Source organism: Streptomyces sp. NPDC017940, from assembly GCF_044328435.1.
Taxonomy (GTDB): Bacteria; Actinomycetota; Actinomycetes; order Streptomycetales; family Streptomycetaceae; genus Streptomyces.
On record NZ_JBIRHJ010000008.1, the window covers coordinates 59,626 to 79,770 of the forward strand.

The following is a 20,145-nucleotide window of genomic DNA, read 5'->3' on the forward strand; positions in this document are numbered from 1 at the left end:
GGCGGCGTCAGCTCCGGGGTCCGGCCGCCGTGCACCGGCGGCCGACGGGACTCAGCTCTTGGCCCCTGCCGACGGCGCGGAACTCTTGCAGCTGTCCTGCTCGCGCATGGCCTTGCCGACCTCGCCCGCCTCCAGCTTCTTCTGCGCGGTGTTCTCGCTCTTGCTGAGCTTGCCCAGTTCCTCGGCGATCTTCGCGAGGTCGTCCGCGAAGGCCGACTGGTCCTTGGTGTCGAGCTTGTCGGTCTGCGACTTCAGGTCGGCGTACGACTTGGAGAGGCCGTCGAGTTCCTGCACGGCGTCGTTCAGCTTCTTCTCGCCGTCGTCGGTCGGCGGGGCACCCGCCTTCTTGAGGGCGGCACTGCGCTGGGCGTACGCACTGGAGATGTCCCCGAACGCCTTGGAGTCGGTCTTCTTGACCTCGTCGGGCGAACTGTTGTCGGCGGTCTGCCTCTTGATGGCCGCGTTGGCCTCGGCGATCTTCTTCGACTGGGGCCCCACGGCCGTGTCGCAGACCTTCTTGGCCCAGTCGTCGAGCTTCTTGTCACCGTCGTCGTCACTGCTGCATCCCGACAGCGCCAGTACCAGTACCGCACCGCCGGACAGTGCGGCCGCGAGCTTCTTGTTCACCGGATTGGTCCCTTCCATGGCTCTCGGCCCCGGAACTTACACGCCAACTGGGGGACAACCGCATGCCAGGGGTGGGTTACCTCCACTATTGAAGCCATTTGCATCAAGCAGCGCAGGGCGAGAGAAGGCTCACGGAGGCGGCTGGGGACGGCGGTGACGGAGGGGGCAGGACGCGCAGAGACTGACGGGCGCTCACGGGGCCTGACGGATACTCACGGGACCTGACGGGAACTCACCGGGCGGGGACTCCCCGAGCCTGACGGGAACTCACGGGGTGGACGGGTGAGGCCGGTCCGGGCGGGTGCCCGAACCGGCCTCCGGAGGCCGTCGCGGCCTCCCTCCCTGTCCGTGGCCTACGTCACGAAACCACCGCCGGATCGGCCGACTTGGCGACCTTCCCCGAGTTGCCCTCGTCACCGACGGCGATCCCGCGCCGCTTGGACACGTACACCGCCCCGACGATGACCGCGATGGACAGCACGGCGATCAGGACGCGCATGCCCACGCTCTTGTCCTCGCCGTAGCTGAACTTGACTACCGCGGGCGCGATGAGCAGGGCCACCAAGTTCATGACCTTCAGGAGCGGGTTGATGGCCGGGCCCGCGGTGTCCTTGAACGGGTCGCCGACCGTGTCACCGATCACCGTCGCGGCATGGGCCTCGCTGCCCTTGCCGCCGTGGTGGCCGTCCTCGACGAGCTTCTTGGCGTTGTCCCACGCGCCACCGGAGTTGGCGAGGAACACCGCCATCAGCGTGCCGGTGCCGATCGCGCCCGCGAGGAACGAGCCGAGCGCGCCGACGCCGAGCGAGAAGCCGACCGCGATCGGCGTGAGCACGGCGAGCAGACCCGGCGTGGTCAGCTCGCGCAACGCGTCCTTCGTGCAGATGTCGACGACGCGCCCGTACTCCGGCTTCTCCGTGTAGTCCATGATTCCGGGGCGCTCACGGAACTGCCGCCGCACTTCGTAGACCACGGCTCCCGCCGACCGCGACACCGCGTTGATCGCGAGCCCCGAGAAGAGGAAGACGACCGCGGCACCGAGGATCAGGCCCACCAGGTTGTTGGGCTGCGAGATGTCCATGACCAGGTTCATCGGTGCGCCGTCGCCGAGTTTCTGGCCGACTTCGTCCGCCGCCTCGGCGATCGCGTCGCGGTACGACCCGAAGAGCGCCGAGGCCGCGAGCACGGCTGTGGCGATGGCGATGCCCTTGGTGATGGCCTTGGTGGTGTTGCCGACGGCGTCCAGGTCGGTGAGGACCTGCGCGCCCGCGCCCTGGACGTCGCCGGACATCTCGGCGATGCCCTGGGCGTTGTCGGAGACCGGGCCGAAGGTGTCCATGGCGACGATGACACCGACGGTGGTGAGGAGCCCGGTGCCGGCGAGGGCGACCGCGAACAGCGCGAGCATGATCGACGTACCGCCGAGCAGGAACGCCCCGTACACGCCGAGCCCGATCAGCAGCGCGGTGTAGACCGCCGATTCCAGGCCGATCGAGATGCCCGCGAGCACCACCGTGGCCGGTCCCGTCAGCGAGGTCTTGCCGATGTCCCTGACGGGACGCCGGTTGGTCTCGGTGAAGTACCCGGTCAGCTGCTGGATCAGGGCCGCCATGACGATGCCGATGGCGACGGCCACGATCGCGAGGACCCGCGGGTCGCCGTCCTTGGCCGCGATCGCCGCGTCCGTGACGCCTTCCAGGTCGGCGTACGACGACGGGAGGTACAGCAGGACGGCCGTGGCGACGAGCACGAGCGAGATCGCCGCGGAGATGAAGAAGCCGCGGTTGATGGCCGTCATGCCGCTGCGGTCGGAGCGCCGGGGCGCGACCGCGTAGATCCCGATCATGGCGGTGATCACACCGATGGCCGGGACGATCAGCGGGAAGGCGAGACCGGCGTCGCCGAACGCCGCCTTCCCGAGGATCAGCGCGGCGACGAGCGTGACGGCGTACGACTCGAAGAGGTCGGCGGCCATCCCTGCGCAGTCGCCGACGTTGTCGCCCACGTTGTCGGCGATGGTCGCGGCATTACGCGGATCGTCCTCCGGAATGCCCTGCTCGACCTTGCCGACCAGGTCGGCGCCGACGTCGGCGGCCTTGGTGAAGATGCCGCCTCCGACACGCATGAACATGGCGATCAAAGCGGCCCCGAGGCCGAAGCCCTCCAGGACCTTCGGTGCGTCGGCCGCGTACACGAGCACCACACAGGAGGCGCCGAGCAGGCCGAGCCCCACCGTGAACATGCCGACGACGCCGCCCGTACGGAAAGCGATCTTCATAGCTTTGTGCGATACCGCGGTGAGATCCTTTTCCGGCTCACCTTCCGCCGGTGTCGCTTCCCGCGCGGCGGCTGCCACGCGCACATTGCTGCGTACGGCGAGCCACATGCCGATATAGCCGGTGGTCGCCGAGAACAGCGCGCCGATCAAGAAGAAGATCGAACGCCCTGCCCGCTGATTCCAGTCGTCCGCGGGCAGCAGCAGGAGCAGGAAGAACACCACGACGGCGAATACGCCGAGGGTGCGCAACTGTCGTCCCAGATAGGCATTCGCGCCTTCCTGGATCGCCGCCGCGATCTTCTTCATGCTGTCGCTGCCCTCGCCGGCCGCGAGGACCTGGCGGACCAGGACCCAGGCGAGTACGAGTGCGGCGACCGCGACGGCCGCGATGACCACTACGATCAACCGATTGTCGTCGGTCAGTGACGCGGCTGCGAGGGTTGAGGGGTGGTCGAGCTGATGAGGGGTAGAAAGCCCCGCCATTCGTCCTCCTTGACGCTTGGGCTGAGCTCAAGATGTGGACGGATTGTAGGGAGCCGGACCTGATCAAAACAGGGTGCCGCAAACGGAATTGGCTCGGGAGTGCGTGTCCGCAAATGATCGCGCCCAAACTTTGCCCCCGAAAGCGGTAACGCCTCAAAACCATTGACGCCACCCCCTCACCCCGATCCGCCGTGATCGGAATTGCCTCCCGGCATGAACCGCGCTGATACGACAAGATAAAAAATGGCCGTGTGGGTTGCGCTGAACGGGGGGTGGGTGCGGGGTGGCCGCCCTTCGCGGTGGCGGGCGGTAGCGGCTCCTGCGCGGTGGCGTGCGGTTCCAGCCGGCGGCATATCCCAGCCCGTCCGGCGTTTGAGGACGAGGCCGAAGGCCGACAACGGGGGCAAGGGGCGGAGCCCATGAGAGAAGCCCGTCCGGGGCCCCTGGACGGGCAGGGACGGGCGGACGGGCAGCGGGCAGGAAACAGCCCGCACGGACGAGCTCAGGGGCGGCAGGCGTGAGCCACGACCCGGGGACGCGGGGGATCGAGGGCCTCAAGGCACGGTGCGACCCAAGCACGGGGCCCAGGGCACCAAGGCCAAGGGCACGGCGCGGCCTAGGACGCCGTGGGCCAGGTCATCCGAATGGACCCACCGTTCTCCCCGGCGGTCACTTCCACGTCGTCCACAAGCCCACTGATGACCGCAAGACCCATCTCGTCCTCACCCTCGGCCTCGGGCTCCTCACCCCGACCGGGGCCCGCACCGGGAGCCCGCTCACCGGGCACCGTACGCGGAGCCTCGTCCCCGACCTCGATGGAGAACTGCTTCTCCTCCTCGACGAGAGCAACCCGCACCGGCGCGGGGACATCGGCGGCCTGATGCAGACCGACCGCTCGGGAACAGGCCTCGCCGACGGCGAGCCTGACCTCGTCGAGGACGGCCTCGTCCACCCCGGCCCTGCGCGCCACCGCGGCCGCCACCAGACGGGCGGTCCGGACGTGCTCGGGCAGCGCGCTGAAGCGGAGTTCAACGGTGGCCATGCATCCCCCTCGGACATACGCGCGTGCTGTCAGGGGGCCAGGCCGGAATCCGGCCCGACCCCCTGCCGTACTGCCACTCCGGGCCACGGTCCGGAACCCCGGGGCCAGGCCCGGGACGTCCGGCCGCAGCCGGGCACCGGCTCAGTCGGTGGCCGCGACGGCTTCCTCGACCGAGGTGTGGATCGGGAACACCTTGGTCAGGCCGGTGATACGGAAGATCTTGAGAATGCGTTCCTGGTTGCACACCAGGCGCAGCGAGCCCTCATGGGCCCGCACGCGCTTCAGGCCACCGACCAGTACGCCGAGTCCGGTGGAGTCGAGGAAGTCCACGCGCTCCATGTCGACGACCAGATGGAAACTGCCGTCGTTCACCAACTCGACCAACTGCTCGCGCAGCTTGGGCGCGGTATATACATCGATTTCGCCACCGACCTCGACGACCGTACGATCGCCGACGGTACGGGTCGACAGAGACAGATCCACGGATCCTCCAGCACCTTGCTATCGAGCGGTCGCCCCTCGGGACACCTCGGCCCACGCCCCCGGGACGGATCGCCAGCCGCGATGGCATTCAATCACTTACCGGCAGGCGTGCACGACGCCTTACGACCATTGTCCATCCCGCCAGTGACACACTCGGTGCCGATGGCCGACTTTTCCCCTGCCGGAGGACCCCCTGTGGACACCCCGGCCCGCGTCTCCCCGCAGACGGTCCTCGACCGGCTGACCACGGGGCCGAGCCGAGCTGCACGCATCACTCATACGGAGCACCTGCCCCCACGTGCGGCTCGTTATGCGGTCTGGCCCGATCGCATCCGAACGGAAGTGGTCGCCGCCGTGCGGACGGCCGGAATCGAGCATCCGTGGGCCCACCAGGCGCGCGCCGCCGAACACGCGCTGGACGGCGAATCCGTCGTCGTCGCCACCGGCACCGCGTCCGGCAAGTCGCTCGCCTATCTCACCCCCGTCCTGTCGGCCCTGCTCGACGGCTCCGAGGCCGCCAACGGCCGTGGCGCCACCGCCCTGTACCTGGCCCCCACCAAGGCCCTGGCGGCCGACCAGCGCCGCGCGGTCCGTGCCCTCGCCGCACCGCTCGGCAAGGCCGTACGGCCCGCGGTGTACGACGGCGACACGCCCGTCGAGGAACGCGAGTGGGTACGCCAGTACGCCAACTACGTCCTGACCAATCCGGACATGCTGCACCGCGGGATCCTCCCGTCCCACCCCCGCTGGGCCTCCTTCCTGCGCGCGCTGCGCTACGTCGTCATCGACGAGTGCCACACCTACCGCGGTGTCTTCGGCTCCCACGTCGCCCAAGTCCTTCGACGCCTGCGCCGCTTGTGCGCCCGCTACGGCTCCGAGCCCGTCTTCCTGCTCGCCTCCGCCACGGCCGCCGACCCGGCCGTCGCCGCCGAGCGCCTCACCGGATTGCCCGTCACCGAGGTCGCCGACGACGCCTCACCGCGCGGCGAGGTCGTCTTCGCCCTCTGGGAGCCCCCGCTCACCGAGCTGCACGGCGAGAAGGGCGCCCCGGTCCGCCGCACCGCCACCGCCGAGACCGCCGACCTGCTGACCGACCTCGCCGTCCAGGGCGTGCGCTCCGTCGCCTTCGTACGGTCCCGGCGCGGCGCCGAACTGATCGCCGTCATCGCCCAGGAGCGCCTCGCCGCGGTCGACCGCTCCCTGGCCCGGCGTGTCGCGGCCTACCGGGGCGGTTACCTCCCCGAGGAGCGCCGCGCCCTGGAACGCGCCCTGCACTCCGGCGAACTCCTCGGCCTCGCCGCCACCACCGCCCTCGAACTCGGCGTCGACGTGTCGGGCCTCGACGCCGTCCTCATCGCCGGCTACCCCGGCACCCGCGCCTCCCTCTGGCAGCAGGCAGGCCGCGCCGGACGCTCCGGCCAGGGGGCGCTCGCGGTCCTCGTCGCCCGGGACGACCCGCTCGACACCTATCTCGTCCACCACCCCGAGGCCCTCTTCGACCAGCCCGTCGAGTCGACCGTCCTCGACCCCGACAACCCGTACGTCCTCGCGCCCCACCTCTGCGCCGCCGCCGCGGAACTCCCCCTCACCGAGGACGACATGAAACTCTTCGGCCCGGCCACCGCGGAGCTGCTTCCGCAGCTGGAGGCCGCGAAGCTGCTGCGGCGCCGCACGAAGGCCTGGCACTGGACCCGCCGCGAGCGGGCCGCCGACCTCACGGACATCCGCGGCGAGGGCGGGCGCCCCGTACAGGTCGTCGAGGAGGGCACCGGCAGGCTCCTCGGCACCGTCGACGCCTCCGCCGCCCACACGGCCGTCCACGAGGGCGCCGTCCACCTCCACCAGGGGCGTACGTATCTCGTCCGGAAGCTGGACCTCGACGACTCCGCCGCCCTGGTCGAGGAGGCCGCCCCGCCCTACTCGACCACCGCCCGCGACACCACCGCCATCTCCGTCCTCGACACCGACATCGAGGTCCCGTGGGGTCCCGGCCGCCTCTGCTACGGCTCCGTCGAGGTCACCAACCAGGTCGTCTCCTTCCTGCGCCGCAAGCTCATCACCGGCGAGGTCCTCGGCGAGACCAAGCTCGACCTGCCGCCCCGGACCCTGCGCACCCGCGCCGTGTGGTGGACGGTCACCGAGGACCAGCTCGACGCCGCCCGCGTCAACCCCGAGATCCTCGGCGGCGCCCTGCACGCCGCCGAACACGCCTCGATCGGCATGCTGCCCCTCTTCGCCACCTGCGACCGGTGGGACATCGGCGGCGTGTCCGTACCGCTGCACCCGGACACCCTGCTGCCGACGGTCTTCGTGTACGACGGCCACCCCGGCGGCGCCGGCTTCGCCGAGCGTGCCTTCCACACCGCCCGCAGCTGGCTCACCGCCACCCTCCAGGCCATCGCCTCCTGCGAGTGCGAGGCCGGGTGTCCCTCCTGCATCCAGTCCCCCAAGTGCGGCAACGGCAACGAGCCCCTGCACAAGCGCGGCGCCGTGCGCCTCCTCACCACCCTCCTCGCATCCGCCCCCACCGACTGAGCCTCCCCCCGGCCCCCCTCCGGCCTACCTGGGCGCCTTCCGGCCTGCCCGGCCGCCGCCTTCCAGCCTGCCCAGGCGCCGCCCGTCCCGCGCCTGTCCTCGTGCCTGAGGCCCGACCGCCTGCGGCGCTCCGTGGCGCTTTGGGTCCTCTCCTGCCTGCCGGTGGTCGCGCTGCCGCTCTCATGGGGCTTCGCCCCTTGCCCCCTGTCGGCCTTCGGCCTCGTCCTCAAACGCCGGACGGGCTGGGAGTGGCGGGCCGGGTACTGGGGCCGCAGGGCCCGCCCGTGACCTCACCTGCACCTCGAACGGCCCCAACTCCGCCGCCGCCGTGACGTCCGACACCTCCCCCACCAGCACGCACCGCACGACCCGCGTGTCCTGCGCCCGCGCGACCCTCCCAGCCTTCGTGCATGCGTCCGCCTGCCCACCTGCCCAGTGGTCCGCCGCCGCCAGCGCCGCCAAGTCGGCCGCGCCTCCCGCCCGGTGGCGGGCCACCGTCGCCTGCCCCATTGCCAGCACGGACCCGGCGACCACACACAACACCGTTATGCCCACCACGGCCCACACCGTCGCAGACCCCCGGTCCCGCCCCCGCCCCCGCTCTCTGCCCGGAACAGCCACACGCTCCCGGGCCGCTCCCGACCCCTCCGCTCGCCCCCTGTTCACGTCCCCACCCCCACAGTCCCCACCGCCACGGTCTCCTCAGCCATGGCCACCGCCTCCGCCCGCAGCCGCAGGGCGAGCCCCAGCGCCTTCGGGCCCGGCATGCGTGCCGCTACCTCCACCCGGACCAGGTCGCCGTCCCTGCGCACCGCCACGCTCGCGCCGCGCGGAGCCGCCTGCCGGGCCACGGCGACCGCTGTGCCCTGCGGGTCCTGGCGGGCCATCGCGCGGGCCCCCGCCCTGGCCGCGTCCACACACTGGATCTGTGCGGACGCGGCCAGGAGCGCCCACACGAGGGCCATCGTGAAGAGCACCAGCGTCGGCAGCACCACCGCCGTCTCCGCCGTCACGTACCCGCCGTCACGCCGGGCGCGGCACCCCTCAGAACTGGGCATCGAGCGCCCCCGTCACCACCGCTTGCAGCGCGCCCTTCACCGGTCCGCTCGTCACGACCTTCAAGAGCAGCCCGGCGAACGCGACGGTCGCGATGATCCCCATGGCGTACTCGGACGTCACCATCCCGGAATCCCCCACGAGGCCATGCCGCCGTCGCCCCGTCCATGGCGCCCGCTCCGCCCCCGACACCGACGCCCGTACCGGCCGCTCCCAGCGCAACCATCGCGCCATCCGTGCCACATACCGCCGAGACAGCTCCCGCGCATACCGCTGCTTCCACATGTCAACCCCCATGGCTTTTTCGTCGGTTGTCCGCGCTTGTTTCTTGGTTCTGTGAGGTCGCACCAGGCTTTTTCCGGGCTCCGGTCCTCCGGGTGCGCTCAGTGCTCCGAGTGCGCCGGGTGGGGTCGGTGCGCCGGATGGGCCGGGTGAGCGCGGTCGCCCCGCCTTGTCCTGCCGCCCGTACGACATTTCGCCCGTACGACATCTCGCCCGCCCGGCGGTCTCACTTCCCGGCCATCAGGCCTCCCGCCAGTCCGATCACCACCGGCACCACCCCGACCGCGATGAACGCGGGCAGGAAGCACAGCCCCACCGGTGCCGTCATCAGCACCGCGGCCCGGCGGGCCCTGGCGGTCGCGGCCCGCCCCTGTTCGGCTCTGCAATCGGCCGCGAGCCGGGCCACGGGGGCGGCCGCGGGCGCCCCCGAATCGGCGGTGCGCTCAAGGAGTCGGGCCAGTGCTTCCGCTCCCGGGATCTCACCCACCTGGCGCCAGGCCTCCGCGGGGGTACCTCCGAGCCGCACCTGTGCCGCTCCCGACGCGAGCCGGTCCCCCACAGGCCCCCCGAGGGACTCACCGACTGCCCGGGCCGCCGTGACGGGTCCCGCCCCCGCGGTCACGCAGGACGCCAGCAGGTCTGCTGCGAGCGGCAGTTGCCGTGCCGCACGTGCCGCGTCGAAGGCCTCCTTCCGGTCGCCGCCCGTCCGCAGCCTCCACACACCGCACCCGGCGACGACCCCGACCCCGCACCCCGTGACTCCTCCGACCAGCGCCCACCCGGCACCCACCACCCCGGCGACCGCCAACCATCTGCGCATAAGCTCTCGCCGCCGCGTCAGCTCCCGCTGCCCGGACACCGCGCTCCCGCCGCCCGCAGACCACGGCCCTTCCCCAACCCCGGCGTCCCTCCGCCGGAGGCCGCGCCGCCACGGCCACTCCGGCCGCCCGCGCTTTCGCCCAGCAGTACCGAGGAGCGCCGCCGCCCGCCGCCCCGCGGCCCGCTCCCGCCGAGCCGCCGCCATCGTCAGCACCAGCCACACCACCGCCGCCACCGACCACACGACCATCCCCAGGCTGTGGACAACTTCTCCGCCCCCGGACTCCCCGGACGCCCCGGCCACAGCGACCGGTCCAGCCGCCATGACCGGGCCGAACGAACCTGCCGGACCAACCAGCCCGGCGGCCCCGAACTCCCCGGGCGACCCGGCCCAGCCACCCGCACCCAAAACGGCTGAACCCAACGCACCCGGACCCAGCGAACCGATCGCAACCATCACCTCCTGCCTCATCGCCCCTCCGCCCTCCGCACGATCCGCAGCGCCCACCACGCGCCCGCGCCTTCGAGCAGTCCGCCCACGAGCAGGCAGGCCAGTCCCGGTCCCGTGTGCAGCAGCACCCGCAGGGGTTCGGCCCCGAGGGCAGCGCCCATCAGCAGGCCGAAGGCAGGCAGACCCGCGAGCATCAGCGCCGTCGAGCGGGCGCCCGCCAACTGGGCGCGCAGGTCGGCCTCCTGGTCCCGTTCCGCGCGGAGCGCCCCTTCCAGCCGTTCCAGGCCCGCCGCGAGCCCGGCGCCCCGGTCGACGGCCACCCGCCAGCACGCCGCTAGCCCGACCAGACCTTCGGCACCCGGCTCCCGGGCGGCCTCCCGCAGGGCGCCCGGGACGTCACCGCCGAACCGCGCCGCCGCGAGTACGCCGGTGTGCGCGCCGCCGAGTCCCCGCTCGACCGCCACGCCGGTCTCCGCGGCCGACTGGAGCGCCTGCGCGGGCTGCCGACCCGCCCGCACCTCGCCGGCGAGCACCCCGCACAAGGCGATCACCGCACGGGACCTCCGCTCCCGCTCACGGCGCGCCTGCCGCTCCCCGCGCACCCGGCCGGCGAGCGGCACGCCGACCACCGCCGCGACCAAGGGCAGCAGTGACTCGCCCAGGAGCCCGGTCAGGACCCCGCCCGGCAGGAGCCACACCTCATGGCCAAGACGCCCGCGCACCCGCGCGCTCCACCGCTGCCACCAGGGCGTTTGTGTCGCGTCGACCGTCGAGAGCACCGACCGTGCCCGCCGCGTCCCGCGCACCGCCCGCATCCGACCGCCCAGAAGCCATACCGATCCGCCCGCGCACAGGGCCGCTCCGCACGCCGTCGCCACGCTCACGCCTCCTCCCCAGGCTCGTCCCGCGTCTCGTGCTCCTGCCGACCGGTGCCGTCCCGGCCCGGGTCGCTCCGGCCGCCGCGCCGCGCGAGCAGTGCGCTCAGCCGTGGCCAGCCGCGTTCACGGACGAAGCCACGCGCGCCCCAGCGCAGCGCCGGCACGGTCGTCACCAGGCCCGAGGGGCCGCGCTCGAGGACCTGCACCTCCGCCAGGCGGCGTCGGCCCGCCGGGTCACGGACGAGGTGGAGGACCACGGACAGGGCGGCCGCCATCTGGCTGTGCAGCGCGGCGCGGTCGAGACCGGCGGCCGTGCCCAGCGCCTCCAGACGGGCCGGTACGTCGGCGGCGGCGTTCGCGTGCACCGTGCCGCAACCGTCGTGGCCCGTGTTCAGAGCGGCCAGCAGATGCACCACCTCGGGGCCCCGCACCTCGCCCACCACCAGCCGGTCGGGGCGCATCCGCAGTGCCTGGCGCACCAGGTCGTCGAGGCCCACCGCGCCCATGCCTTCCTGGTTGGGCGGCCGGGCCTCCAGGCGCACCACGTGCGGGTGGTCGGGACGCAGTTCGGCGGAGTCCTCGGCCAGGACGATGCGCTCCCGCTGCCCGACGAGGCCGAGCAGGGTGGACAGCAGTGTGGTCTTGCCGCTGCCCGTGCCGCCGCTGACGAGGTAGGAGAGGCGGGCGTCGAGCAGTCGGTTGAGCATCCGGTCGCCGCCGGGCGGCACCGTGCCCGCGGCGATCAGCTCGGCGAGCGTGAAGGCGCGGGGCCGCACGACCCGCAGGGACAGGTACGCCGAGCCGACGGCGACCGGTGGCAGCACCGCGTGCAGGCGGGTGCCGTCGGGGAGGCGGGCGTCGACCCAGGGCCGGGCGTCGTCGAGGCGCCGTCCCGCCACGGTCGCGAGCCTCTGGGCGAGGCGCCGGACCGCGGGGGCGTCCCGGAAGGCGACGCCGGTGAGCTCGAGGCCGCGGCCGCGGTCCACCCAGACGCGGTCAGGAGCGGACACCAGCACGTCGGTCACCGCCGGGTCCTCAAGGAGCGGCTCCAGGGGCCCGGCACCCACCAGCTCCGAACGCAACTGCTCCGCCGCCCCGAGGACTTCGGCGTCCCCGAGGACGCGCCCTTGTGCCCGCAGGGCCTCGGCGACCCGGGCCGGCGTCGGCTCGGTGCCGTTGGCCGCGAGCCACTGCCGCACGCCGTCCAGCATCCGGGCGCCCACCACCGCGCTCACGCGCCCTCACCTACCCCGGTCGGCAGCCGCTCCCAGAAGGCCGTGCAGAATCGGGCGAGCGGCCCGCGCGCCGCGCCTCCCGGGGGCCTTCCGCCGCTCCGGGCGGCCCGCAGGCCGTGCTCCCAGGGCAGGACACCGGCGAGCGGGAGGCCGAGCAGCCGGGCCGTCTCGTCCGCGTCCAGTTTGTCGTCCGCGAACGGGTCGGGGCCCGGGGTGGCGACGACCCGCAGATCCCGCAGGACCATGCCCGCTGCCGACGCGACCCGGCGCGCCCCTGCCACCGCGCGCAGTTCCGCGGGCACCAGGAGCAGGCCGAGGTCCAGCTGTGCCAGGGACTCGGCGACCACTTCGTCCACCCGGCGGGGCAGGTCGACGACCACCACCCCGCCGCGCCTGCGGGCGGCTGCCAGGACGGCCCGCACGGCCTCCGGCGCGATGGTCACGGTGTCGCCGCGGTCCCAGCTGAGGACCCGCAGGTCGTGCAGCGAGGGCAGCGACTCTTCCAGGGCGCCGCCGCCGACCCGGCCCCGCGACCGCGCGAACGCGGGCCAGCGCAGGCCCTCGGCGCTCTCCCCGCCGAGCAGCACGTCGAGTCCGCCGCCGAGCGAAGCGCGCGGGTTCGCGGATTCCTGGACGTGCTGAGGCTGGAACCTGCGTGGGGATCGCCTGTTGGGAGCCGACCCCCGTGCGGGTTGTCCCGTGATCAGGTGACGGGACGCTCAGTCCGGAGGGGAAGGGTCGGTATGGGGCCGGAGAACCGCTGCGAACGGTGCGGGTGTAGTTTCCCTTCCCGTGTTGGAACACCAGGAGGAGACCAGGGCGGCCTATGACGGGGTCGTCGAGCTGTATGCGTCGATGTTCGCTAATCGGTTGGAGACGCAGCCGTTCGCGCGGAACATGATCGGCACCTTCGCCGAGCTCGTGCGTGGGACGGGGAACCTGCGGGTAGCCGACGTCGGGTGCGGGCCCGGTCATCTGACGGCCCTGCTGCACGACTTGGGGCTGGACGCCTTCGGGCTCGACCTCTCCCCGGCTATGGTCGCCCACGCCCGGCGGGCCCAGTCGGCGCTGCGGTTCGACGAAGCACGAATGGAGGCCCTGCCGGTCGAGGACGGCGCGCTCGGCGGAGTGCTGGCCCACTACTCGATGATCCATACCCCGCCTGAGGAATTGCCCGCGCTGCTCGCCGAGCAGGTGCGTGTCCTGGCACCAGGGGGCCTGCTCCTGGTGTCCTTCTTCGGGACCGAGGGACCGGAGCCGGTCCGCTTCGACCACAAGGTCGTGCCCGCCTATAGCTGGCCGACGGAGCAGTTTGCCGAGTTGCTGGCCAGGGCCGGACTCGTCACGGTGGCTCGGTTGCTCCACGACCCGGCCTCCGAACGGGGCTTCCTCGACGCCCACTTGCTGGCCCGCCGCCCGTAGAGCATGCCCCGTTGCCTGGGACGGCGCGATCAACGAGGGAGTTTGGCGGTCTTCTCGGGGTGGGCGGCGGAAATGTAGCGCATGGCGGTGGTGTCGCTGATGCCGAACAGCCGCATGAGACGGAGAGGGTCGGCAGACTTGCGGGCTTCGTGGAGGATGCGGTCCTGCCGGAGCTGGGACATCGAGGCGTTCAGCTCGCGGAAGGTCCGCTTGAGCATGGTCCTGGTGACCGGCGGGTGCTCGGAGTGCATAGCGCTCCGCTGGCTGACCAGCAGATAGGGGTTGGTGGAGCCAGGCCAGCGGCGGTGCCGTTCGCTCAGCCACTCCATGGCGATGGTCTGAGAGAACTCTTCGAGGTGGATGGTGTGGCGTCGCAGGCCGCGCCGGACGACGAGGTGCCCCTTGGAGAGGTCGAGGTCAGCCGTCAGCAGGTGCCTGACCTCGTGAGGGGACAGGGCATGGACGGCGATCAGGGCCAGCGCGAGTCGTCCGGCTCCGCTGTTCGAGCGGTCCAGTAGTCCGGCCAGGACGTCGGAGGGGAGGGCTGGCGGAAGGGTCTGGACGCCGCCGACGACAACGCCCCGGGTGGGGTTCCGGAAGATCAACTGTTCCTGCTTCAGCGCCTGGAACAGGCTGCGGAGCGCGACGTGGAGAGAGCGGGCCGGGTTGCCCTGGCGGGCGCCGACGGCCTTCTTGATGTCGTCGTTGGTGATCTCCCGCAGGCTGGTGACGCCGTCGGCGATCCAGCTCTCCAGCGTCGTCTTGAAGGCCGAGAAGTAGCTGCGGATGTTGTAGTAGCTGCGGGGCTCGTGCTCGCGTCGCCCCCGCCCGCGCAGGACAGTGACCCAGGCCCGTACTTCCGTGGCGATCTGCTCCGGCAGCCCGGCCAGGGTCTGCTCGACCCACTCGTAGTCCCGGTCCCGGTGAAGCGTGGGATCTTCGACGAGCATGTTGCGGGACTTGAGGAACTGGCAGACCCGGCTTGCGGACAGGTTCACGTCCTGGCGGGAGAGCTCGACCACGTCGGCCTCTCTGATGGGGGCATCGGCGCCAAGCCAGGACAGCAGGATGACCAGGGGCCGCAGGTGGGCAACCCGCTGGTCCAGGTCCCACTGCTGGTCACGCATCATCGCCACGAACTCGTCGGCCAGCTGCTGTGCGGGCTCGGTCAGCTCCGGAAGCCTCTCGTGGCGCCGGTTGATGTCCAGCAGCGGCGTCCAGTCCCTGCGCATCGTGAACAGCGGTTCCTGGCCCGGGAAGGCGGGCTGTGGAACGAGAGGGATGCGGGCGGCCCGCCGCTCGGCGACCTGCCGGTCCCGGTAGGGATGCTTGCTCGACAGCTCGTAGCCGAGCTGGCCGCGCAGGACCCGCAGGCCGACGGAGAACGGGTCCGCCAACCACAGCTGGGTGAACGGCTCCTTCTCGGCGGCCAGCCCGTTGATGTTCACGTGGAGGCAGCAGCCGCGGCAGTGGCCGGCCTTCAGCGGCAGGCCCTCACGGTGGCAGCGTTCGCACTGGCCCAGGGGCCGGTTCTTGTGCTTGCCGTGCCAGGTCTGGCAGGCATGGCAGCGGCGCTTGTGGACGCCGGTCATCCATGCGTCGCAGTCCCGGCAGGACCGTGGGGACGGCGGCAGCGGAGGCGGCGGGACGGGGACGTATCCGGATTTCGGGGGCCGCCTCCGCCTCGGCGGCGCCGGCGCCTGCCGGGGCTGGAGCATCCCGGCCCGCGTAAGGATCTTCCCGACCGGGGTCCAGTAGCGCGGTAGCTCATCGAGGACTTCCTCGGGCACCAGGTCGTGCCCGTCGGCGTCCCGGATGGCCATCGCCAGACGGATCATCTCCGCGACCTGGCGGGTCCACGCGTCGCTCAGGCCGTACTCGCCGGCGAACACAGCGGCCTCGGCGGCGGCCTTCTCGTAGCCGTCCAGGGGTCGGGCGAGGATGCTGCGGACGGTGTCGATCGACATCTCCGCCCGCTTCATCACGAACAGGGCCTGCTGGCCGCGGACGGCCGGCGGCAGCACCGCCGCGTCGTCGCGGTCGACCGCGCCCCGGGCATCCCACTTCAGCTTCCACCGGTTCAGCTCGCGCCTGCCGCCCTTGGCCGCCTTCCTCAACGGCAGCGCGTTGGTCACCGCGAACCGCCGGAAGATCAGCACGAGCTGACGGTCACGCGGCTTGGCGACCTCCGGAGCCATGACCCACTCGACATCGTCGTCGAGCCGGACCGCCTGGAGACACGGACGGCAGATCCCGTCAGGGCCGGGGTAGTCCTCGTGACGGCAACGGCCGCAAAGGCCCAGCTCAAGGTACTTCTTCCGCCACTTCTCGCAGCCCCAGCAAAACCGCCGGGAGTCCAGCGTCCCCCAGCCGAAGCACGCCTGACACTGCCGGGAACCGCGCGGTGTCCACCCCATGGCGGCTCAGTTCGGCGGGAGCGAACGCGGACCGCCCCGCCGGCCTGTGCGCGGGGTCGGCCGCACCGGTCCCGGCCTCGCCTCCTCGGCGCCAACGGCCTTCTGCCCGTGCTCCGGTGGCGCCAGGGCCGCGTCCAAAGGCTCGGCCTGCAACAGGTCGCCGGGCGTGCAGTTCAGGGCCGCACAGATCTTGTCCAGGTCGTCCAGGCGGACGGAGATCGGGGTGCCGCCCCACATCGCCGCGACCTTGCTGAGCGACGGGGTGAACCCGACCTCCGTGAACGCGGCCAGCACCTCGGTGGGCCTCCATAGGTCGCGCTGTGCGGCCACCATCCGCAGATTCCACTTCACCGCAGGTTCCCCTTGTCCATCACCAGTCGCTGAGCCGCCTCGGTGCTGGCGGCCAGATTCGCATGTTCGGGATCGGCTTGGGCGGTCGCCATGTACCGAAGTGTCGTGGTTGCCCAGTCGTGACCGAGGACCTTCTGAACCTCCCAAAGGCTCATCCCACGCTCGTAGTTGTGAGTCGCGCAGGCATGACGCAGGAGGTGCGGGTGGAGGTCGGTGACCGGGCCGGTCAGGTAGGCGGCCGCCGCGTCGTGCAGGTGCTTGCGGAACGTCGAGGGGATGATCGCCGGGGCGATCGGGAGGTTCAGCGCGGCGACCGCCTTCGGCTTGCGCTCCGAGGGCCAGAGCGGGGCCCGCGGGTGGTCCGCGTCGTCGCCGAACTCGCCGCGGATCTGTCGGGTAGGCCCCGCCCCTCTCAAGGCGAGGCCCCCCTCAGAACCGTGCGTGCGCCTCGTCGACGCACACGGCTCAAGCAGATCCCCAGGGCCTACATGCAGGTATTCCTCTCCGGGTTCGGACCGCCATCGCGAGCATGAAGCTGGCGGTGGCATTCCGTGTGGATGAGGACCAAGTTCGAGCGGTCATCCGATCCACCTCGGCTTCGGTATACGACGTGATGCCTGTTGAGGGTTCGGGCTTTAGCGTCGAACCAGCGTGCCCATTCGCGCACGTCGTCCGGCTCGTAGCCCGCCCCCGCGATCAAGTCCAAACCGCACAGAGGGCATAGCCCCTTCTGTCGCGCAGCCAGGTAGACATTGGGGCCGTCTGCCTGTGGGTGCTTGCGCTTCTGTGTGCGGCTGGCCCAGTACTCCGAGAGGCTGCCATCATCCTTCGATGCTGTCCCCTTCACAGGGATGTGCCTCACGATCCTGGTCCAAGCGAACTTGTACAGGTATCTGTTCGTGTCCTTGTCGCCGAATACCCAGCGGTCGTTCCGCTGGGGATGGAACTTCCCCCAGTAGCGGTCCACGATCCATGCCTTGGACTTCTTGGGGTGGCGCCATCGAGCCCACTTCCACGTCAACCGCCATACATGGTGGTCGAGTGAGGCGAAGGTCTCCGTGGAGACAACTCCTCTGTAGTAGGTGGCCCATCCCTTGATCAGGGGGTTCAGGCTTCTGACAACCTGTTCGACGGGAGCTCCCCGAAGGGCCTTGACCCTTGTGTTCATCTCCCGCTTGATCCTGCGGATGGAGTCCCGGCTCGGTTTGATGATCAGCTTGCCGTCGTACTTCCGAACGTTGAACCCCAAGAAGTCGAATCCGTCTTCGAGCTTGACCACCCGGGTCTTCTGCTCGTTGAAGGTAAGCCCTCTCGGCGTCAGCCATTCGGACAGCGCGAGCTTCACATTCTCCGCTTCCTCCTCCGAGTGACAAAACACTACGAAGTCGTCCGCGTACCGCACCGGGCGAGGGAACTTCTGGAGCGTCATACGGTGCATTCCTGCCCGACGCCCCAAAGCCTCCTCCATGCCGTGCAGCGCGACGTTCAGTAGTAGCGGACTGATCACACCGCCCTGGGGAGTTCCCTCCTCAGTGGGTGCGAATCGCCCCCTGTCCATCACGCCGGCCTTCAACCATCGCTGGATCGCGTCCCTGGCGGGGAAGCAGCCCAACGTCCCTAGCAGATGCTCATGGTCGATTCGATCAAACGCGCTCGCGAGGTCAGCGTCCAGCACCCAGGGTTTCCGCGACTTGCGGGTCGAGACGGACCGGAAGATCTTCTCGATCGCATCGTGGCATCCACGTCCAGGCCGAAAGCCGTAGCTGGCCCCTTCAAAGCGCGCTTCCCATTCAGGCTCTAGGGCATTCTTCACCCTTGCCTGCTGGGCTCGGTCCCTGATAACAGGGATACCGAGCGGCCTCATCGTTCCATTCGCTTTAGGGATATACACCCGGCGAACAGGCTTGGATTTCGAGGCCGAGACGGAAGCCAGCTCCCTCGCCACGCGCCCTCGGGCGGACGGATTGAGAGCTTTCTCGCCATCGATTCCAGCTGTTCGTCGTCCGACGCTCTGCATCGTCACCCTCTTTACGCTGACGAGCGTGTTCGAGTGAGACTTGAGCATCAGTCGCTGAAGATTGCGAACCCTTTTGAGGTCGCCATCCTGCGTAGCCTTGAAGATTCTCTGCCGAAGACGTCGTACGTGCCCCTCTGCTACTGGCCAGTTGACGCTGTGCCAGTACTGCGCATCGGAGACGTCCGAAGCTCCATTCGCTGACTCACGATCGAGGGTCACGATTACTGCTTCCCTTGCCGTTGCCGCGTCTAATTTGCACTTCGGTGCTGACGTCTCGCTTCGCCTCTTCAAAGATCCACCTGACCCACGTGGGCTCCCTTTCGGGCCCGGCCATCCAGGTCGGTATCTGCCCGGTTATACGCAGCGGATGAGGCTCCGCAGCCTGCGCTTTCCCGTGGGCTTTCGCCCTGGCAGCATTCGCTTCTTGGGTCATCCTTCCCCGCACAGGAGTTCACCGTCGTTACCTTCGGTCTACCGGCCGCAAGGCCGGACCCGTACGGGATTTCCATGTTCCGCTCCGCTCAGATGCGCTCAAGGAGGGTGCCTCCTATACTCCGGGGCCAGTGGTAGTCAAGCCACCTGCAAGAAGGGGCAGGTGGCCACCTTGCGCTTTCCAACGCCAGGCCCTTCAGCCGCCGAATAAATGCCATTGCGCGACCTTGGTATGACGAAGCCTCATCGGAGGTTCACTTACGTTCACCCACTTGAGCTTTCCCGTGCCTGTTGGCTGCGAATGGCCCGCAGCCCCTTGGGCTTCGTGTCAGTCGGCTTAGCACGACCCCGTTACCAGGACCGCACCCGACTTAGGGAACCGGCCGCGTGACTACTTGGCCGGGGAGTCATCTACCTCTTGATTCCTCCACTGATGTTGAGCGACTTCATGTCGCACCCTCGACGTACCACCACAGAAGATCGCGGCCCTCCTGGAAGAGGTATGCCTCCCGCTGCCGGGGGCCGGAGCCGCGGGCGGCCTTGCCGTGGACCAGGAAGCGGCCCCACTGCCCGTGCTCCCAGTGGACGTCTCCGATGCAGACGCCGCAGAGCTCGGCCGCCCGGACCCCGGACAGGTAGGCGATCTTCGTCATCACGTAGTCGCGGCAGGCCACCAGGTATTTCCGGTGGTTCGCCAGGTCCTCGCGCCAGCGGGCGAAGAACTCCTTCAGCGCCGTCTGCGACGGCGGGATGCGCAGGCCGAAGTCGCCGCGGTGCTTGGGACGGTTGAACGGATCGATCGGGGACTCAACGCTCGCCCCGAAACGCCGCATGATCTCGCCCGCGTACCGCTGTTCGAGGAACGCGAAGTACCCGTCGATCCGGTTGATCTTCTGCCGCAGCGTCGAGTGCGCCCGCTTGCCCGGCCCGGCGAAGTACTTGTCGACCTGCCTCGGCGTGAGCTTCCAGGGCACCGTGCCGTAGTAGTCGCAGACCTCGATCACGGGCTTGATCAGAGTATCCAGCGTCGACATCGCCAGGCCGGCGGAGTCCCGGGCCCACTGGTACTCGGAGAGCGTGTCGATGAAGAAGCTCTCTTCGTCCTGCTCGGACACCCTCGCCTGCCGCCGGCGTCGGAGCGTGACCACGTCCGCCAGCCCGCTGTCGACCGACACCGCGGCGGCGTCCACCTCCGCAGACGAGTCTGGGGCGGGGCGTACGAGGGTGAGCACGCGACTTTCCGAATCCGACACAAGGCCGCAGATTACGGAGACAACTCATGGAATCCGCGAGCTACTGCTGAGATCCCACACCATCGAGTGAACGGGGGTGAGAGT

Annotated in this window: 15 protein-coding genes and 3 pseudogenes; 2 read left to right on the forward strand and 16 right to left on the reverse strand. The window is 70.5% G+C overall.

The genetic code is table 11. The features are described 5' to 3' along the window. Positions 1 to 51: 51 nt before the first annotated feature. The 4 genes from ACH4DX_RS26585 to bldG form a co-directional block, all read right to left on the reverse strand. Positions 52 to 645, reverse strand: a complete 594-nt coding sequence (locus ACH4DX_RS26585) for a small secreted protein (protein ID WP_398119967.1) — start codon at positions 643 to 645, stop codon at positions 52 to 54. Between the two features lie 340 nt (positions 646 to 985). Then, entirely contained in the window at positions 986 to 3,388 is a 2,403-nt protein-coding gene (locus tag ACH4DX_RS26590) for a sodium-translocating pyrophosphatase (protein WP_398119965.1), read from the reverse strand. A gap of 616 nt (positions 3,389 to 4,004) precedes the next feature. After that, on the reverse strand, positions 4,005 to 4,430 hold the full coding sequence (locus ACH4DX_RS26595) for an ATP-binding protein (protein WP_398119963.1): 426 nt from the start codon (positions 4,428 to 4,430) through the stop codon (positions 4,005 to 4,007). 141 nt (positions 4,431 to 4,571) lie between these two features. Beyond that, positions 4,572 to 4,913, reverse strand: a complete 342-nt coding sequence (gene bldG, locus ACH4DX_RS26600; protein ID WP_030359667.1) for an anti-sigma factor antagonist BldG — start codon at positions 4,911 to 4,913, stop codon at positions 4,572 to 4,574. Between the two features lie 81 nt (positions 4,914 to 4,994). Between bldG and ACH4DX_RS26605 the strand changes: the two genes are divergently transcribed. After that, positions 4,995 to 7,448 carry a DEAD/DEAH box helicase gene (locus ACH4DX_RS26605; RefSeq protein ID WP_398157041.1) on the forward strand — a complete coding sequence of 818 codons (2,454 nt, stop codon included), beginning with the start codon at positions 4,995 to 4,997 and terminating at the stop codon, positions 7,446 to 7,448. 180 nt (positions 7,449 to 7,628) lie between these two features. Here ACH4DX_RS26605 and ACH4DX_RS26610 read toward each other — a convergent pair whose 3' ends face one another. The 7 genes and pseudogenes from ACH4DX_RS26610 to ssd all read right to left on the reverse strand — a co-directional run. Further along, complete coding sequence (locus tag ACH4DX_RS26610) at positions 7,629 to 8,114, reverse strand: Rv3654c family TadE-like protein (RefSeq protein ID WP_398157042.1); 486 nt, start codon at positions 8,112 to 8,114, stop codon at positions 7,629 to 7,631. Further along, a complete protein-coding gene (locus tag ACH4DX_RS26615) occupies positions 8,111 to 8,506 on the reverse strand; it encodes a TadE family type IV pilus minor pilin (protein ID WP_398157043.1) in 396 nt (131 codons plus the stop codon). Before ACH4DX_RS26615 ends, ACH4DX_RS26610 begins: the two co-directional genes overlap by 4 nt. After that, positions 8,493 to 8,630, reverse strand: a complete 138-nt coding sequence (locus ACH4DX_RS26620) for a DUF4244 domain-containing protein (RefSeq protein WP_398157044.1) — start codon at positions 8,628 to 8,630, stop codon at positions 8,493 to 8,495. Before ACH4DX_RS26620 ends, ACH4DX_RS26615 begins: the two co-directional genes overlap by 14 nt. 382 nt (positions 8,631 to 9,012) lie before the next feature. After that, positions 9,013 to 9,930 (reverse strand): type II secretion system F family protein, encoded by a 918-nt coding sequence (locus ACH4DX_RS26625; protein WP_398157270.1) that lies wholly within the window; start codon positions 9,928 to 9,930, stop codon positions 9,013 to 9,015. Between the two features lie 143 nt (positions 9,931 to 10,073). Then, entirely contained in the window at positions 10,074 to 10,940 is an 867-nt protein-coding gene (locus tag ACH4DX_RS26630) for a type II secretion system F family protein (protein ID WP_398157045.1), read from the reverse strand. Further along, positions 10,937 to 12,145, reverse strand: coding sequence for a TadA family conjugal transfer-associated ATPase (locus ACH4DX_RS26635; RefSeq protein ID WP_398157271.1), 1,209 nt, complete (start codon positions 12,143 to 12,145; stop codon positions 10,937 to 10,939). The genes ACH4DX_RS26630 and ACH4DX_RS26635 overlap by 4 nt, the downstream gene beginning before the upstream one ends. Before the next feature lie 20 nt (positions 12,146 to 12,165). Then, positions 12,166 to 12,774, reverse strand: a pseudogene (gene ssd / locus ACH4DX_RS26640) (septum site-determining protein Ssd); the annotation flags it as partial. A gap of 187 nt (positions 12,775 to 12,961) precedes the next feature. Here ssd and ACH4DX_RS26645 point away from each other — a divergent pair. Next, the gene (locus ACH4DX_RS26645; RefSeq protein ID WP_398157046.1) at positions 12,962 to 13,591 is read left to right on the forward strand and encodes a class I SAM-dependent methyltransferase; all 630 of its coding nucleotides are present in this window, start codon (positions 12,962 to 12,964) and stop codon (positions 13,589 to 13,591) included. 29 nt (positions 13,592 to 13,620) lie between these two features. Here ACH4DX_RS26645 and ACH4DX_RS26650 read toward each other — a convergent pair whose 3' ends face one another. From ACH4DX_RS26650 to ACH4DX_RS26670, 5 genes and pseudogenes are all read right to left on the reverse strand, one after another. Next, on the reverse strand, positions 13,621 to 15,789 hold the full coding sequence (locus tag ACH4DX_RS26650) for a hypothetical protein (protein WP_398157047.1): 2,169 nt from the start codon (positions 15,787 to 15,789) through the stop codon (positions 13,621 to 13,623). Between the two features lie 225 nt (positions 15,790 to 16,014). Continuing rightward, a complete protein-coding gene (locus ACH4DX_RS26655) occupies positions 16,015 to 16,359 on the reverse strand; it encodes a helix-turn-helix domain-containing protein (RefSeq protein WP_398157048.1) in 345 nt (114 codons plus the stop codon). Beyond that, positions 16,356 to 16,751, reverse strand: a pseudogene (locus ACH4DX_RS26660) (tyrosine-type recombinase/integrase); the annotation flags it as partial. The gene ACH4DX_RS26655 and the pseudogene ACH4DX_RS26660, both read right to left, overlap by 4 nt. Positions 16,752 to 16,843: 92 nt before the next feature. Then, positions 16,844 to 18,595: a group II intron reverse transcriptase/maturase gene (gene ltrA, locus ACH4DX_RS26665; RefSeq protein ID WP_398157049.1), complete on the reverse strand. Its 1,752-nt coding sequence runs from the start codon at positions 18,593 to 18,595 to the stop codon at positions 16,844 to 16,846. A 671-nt stretch (positions 18,596 to 19,266) separates the two neighbouring features. Continuing rightward, positions 19,267 to 19,998: pseudogene (locus ACH4DX_RS26670) on the reverse strand (site-specific integrase); the annotation flags it as partial. Positions 19,999 to 20,145: the final 147 nt, after the last annotated feature.

Coding starts and splice junctions, on each gene's coding strand:
- ACH4DX_RS26585 (WP_398119967.1), bottom strand. CDS start 645: ATGGAAGGGACCAATCCGGTGAACAAGAAGCTCGCGGCCGCACTGTCC.
- ACH4DX_RS26590 (WP_398119965.1), bottom strand. CDS start 3,388: ATGGCGGGGCTTTCTACCCCTCATCAGCTCGACCACCCCTCAACCCTC.
- ACH4DX_RS26595 (WP_398119963.1), bottom strand. CDS start 4,430: ATGGCCACCGTTGAACTCCGCTTCAGCGCGCTGCCCGAGCACGTCCGG.
- ACH4DX_RS26605 (WP_398157041.1), top strand. CDS start 4,995: ATGGCATTCAATCACTTACCGGCAGGCGTGCACGACGCCTTACGACCA.
- ACH4DX_RS26615 (WP_398157043.1), bottom strand. CDS start 8,506: ATGCCCAGTTCTGAGGGGTGCCGCGCCCGGCGTGACGGCGGGTACGTG.
- ACH4DX_RS26620 (WP_398157044.1), bottom strand. CDS start 8,630: ATGGTGACGTCCGAGTACGCCATGGGGATCATCGCGACCGTCGCGTTC.
- ACH4DX_RS26625 (WP_398157270.1), bottom strand. CDS start 9,930: ATGGCGGCTGGACCGGTCGCTGTGGCCGGGGCGTCCGGGGAGTCCGGG.
- ACH4DX_RS26635 (WP_398157271.1), bottom strand. CDS start 12,145: ATGCTGGACGGCGTGCGGCAGTGGCTCGCGGCCAACGGCACCGAGCCG.
- ACH4DX_RS26650 (WP_398157047.1), bottom strand. CDS start 15,789: ATGGCTCCGGAGGTCGCCAAGCCGCGTGACCGTCAGCTCGTGCTGATC.